This window comes from Mesorhizobium sp., assembly GCF_024509055.1.
In the GTDB taxonomy this organism is placed as follows: Bacteria; Pseudomonadota; Alphaproteobacteria; order Rhizobiales; family Rhizobiaceae; genus Mesorhizobium.
In genome coordinates, this window is sequence record NZ_JANINM010000355.1 from 1 (window position 1) to 1591 (window position 1591).

2 protein-coding genes are annotated in these 1591 nt (G+C 63.9%); both read right to left on the reverse strand.

The window, feature by feature from the left end; genetic code table 11:
• Positions 1-882: GAF domain-containing protein (locus Q0L57_RS15180; RefSeq protein ID WP_296743908.1), on the reverse strand; the 882-nt coding region annotated here is incomplete at its 3' end.
• 82 nt (positions 883-964) lie between these two features.
• The coding region (locus Q0L57_RS15185; RefSeq protein ID WP_296743910.1) for an ACT domain-containing protein at positions 965-1591 on the reverse strand (627 nt) is incomplete at its 5' end.

Consider the following 1591-nt stretch of genomic DNA (forward strand, 5'->3'; position numbering starts at 1 on the left):
GTGCAGCATGCGCGCGCGCATGTCGCTCTGCACCTTCTCGACCGCCGCTTCCGCGGTCAGGCCGTTGCGGATAGCCTCCTCCAATCGGCGCACCCAGCCACGGTCGTTGGCAAACATGCGGTAGGCCTCGAGCACCTCGCGGTGCTCACCCTCGAAGGCGACGTCGCGGCGCTCCAGCATGTCGTCGATCGACAGCCTGAGCGAACCCAGCGATCTGTCGAGCCGGCGCACCTCCTCCTCGCTGTCCTCGTTGAACAGGTTGGTGACGACGATGCGCGGTTCGTGCAGCACGACATGGCCGAGCCCGACGCCGTCGTTGAAGGACAGGCCGGTGAAGCTCACCGGGCGACGCAGGTCGAGTTCCAGCCCGGGCTTGGTGAGGCGAGCGAGATCGCCGGTGGCGATCATCTCGGCGATCACCATCGCCGTCGTTTCCAGCGCCTCGATCTCGTCTTCGCGGTATTGCCGCATCGTCTTGTTCTGCACGACCAGGACGCCGAGCGTGCGCCCTGCCCTCAGCACCGGCACGCCGAGGAAGGAATGGTAGATCTCTTCTCCGGTCTCCGGCAGGTAGGCGAAGGCCGGGTGCTCCTGCGCATTGGAGAGGTTGAGCGGCCGCGCGCTTGCCGCGATGGTGCCGACGAGACCCTGCCCCAGCCGCAGTTGCGCCAAGTGCACGGCGTTCGGATTGAGGCCTTCGGTGGCGTAGAGCTCGAGGACGGAATCCGCGCGCAGCACATAGAGCGAGCAGACTTCGGCGACCATGTTCGAGGCGATGTCGCGCACGATGCGGTCGAGCCGCTCCTGCGGCTCCAGCGGCTCCTGCATGAGCTCGCGGAGCCGTTTCAGCAGAACGCGCGGGCCACTGGCCGTATCACGCATCGCGGCTTCTTCTCCAATGGAGTTCCTGCCGGCGCAGTTTCGACCGCGCCCGGCACTCATGCAACAACTGATTCAGTTCTTGTTATTGCTTATCCAGACCGTAGACGGAATGCAAAGTACGAACGGCAAGTTCGGTATAGGGACCGTCGATTAGTATCGAAATTTTGATCTCGGATGTGGTGATGGCGCGGATATTGATCGCCTTCTCGGCCAGCGCCTTGAACGCGGTGGCCGCCACACCGGCGTGGCTCCTCATGCCGATGCCAATGACCGAGACCTTCGACATGCCGGCTTCCGACTGCACAACATCGTAGCCGACATCGGCCTTCAGGCGTTCCAGCACGGCGAGCGCCTTGTCGACGTCGCCCGACGGCACCGTGAAGGTCATGTCGGTGAACTTGCCGTCCTCGGATATGTTCTGGACGATCATGTCGACATTGATGTTGGCCTCGGCCAGCGGCCCGAAGATGCCGGCGGCAACGCCCGGGCGATCGCCGACGCGGCGCAACGAAATCTGCGCTTCGTCCTTGGCGTAGGCAATTCCGGTGACGACCTGCTGTTCCACGATCTCTTCCTCGTCGCAAATGAGCGTTCCGGGCGGATTGAGCAAATCCCCCATTCCGGGCGCGTCGGGATCGTCGAAGGACGACCGCACGAAGGTACGCACCCTGTGTACCATGGCAAGCTCGACCGAGCGCACCTGCAGCAC